The 385-nt window shown below is 67.5% G+C and carries 1 protein-coding gene; it reads left to right on the forward strand.

What is annotated here, in order from left to right:
• A partial coding sequence (locus GO615_RS30150; protein WP_500676358.1) for an AMP-binding enzyme occupies positions 1–343 on the forward strand: 343 nt, incomplete at its 5' end.
• Positions 344–385: the final 42 nt, after the last annotated feature.

Consider the following 385-nt stretch of genomic DNA (forward strand, 5'->3'; position numbering starts at 1 on the left):
GCGGGTTGCCGTCGAGGTCGGCGACCTTCATCTCGACCGTTCGAAGGACATGATCATCCGCGGCGGGTACAACGTCTACCCCCGCGAGGTCGAGGAGGTGCTGTACGAGCACCCGGAGATCGCGGAGGTCGCCGTCGTCGGTGTGCCGGACGAGCACTACGGCGAGGAGGTCGCCGCCTTCGTCGTGCGCACCGAGGGCTCGAACCTCGACGCCGACGCCGTCAAGGCCTTCGCGAAGGAGCGCGTCGCCGCGTACAAGTACCCGCGCCACGTGACGTTCATCGAAACGCTGCCCAAGGGCGCGACCGGAAAGATTCTCAAGCGCGAACTGCGGCCGCAGTGAACGATGTTCGCCTCACCCCGCCCGTCGGGGTGAGGCGGTGAC

Source organism: Aromatoleum evansii (genome assembly GCF_012910805.1).
Taxonomy (GTDB): domain Bacteria; phylum Pseudomonadota; class Gammaproteobacteria; order Burkholderiales; family Rhodocyclaceae; genus Aromatoleum; species Aromatoleum evansii.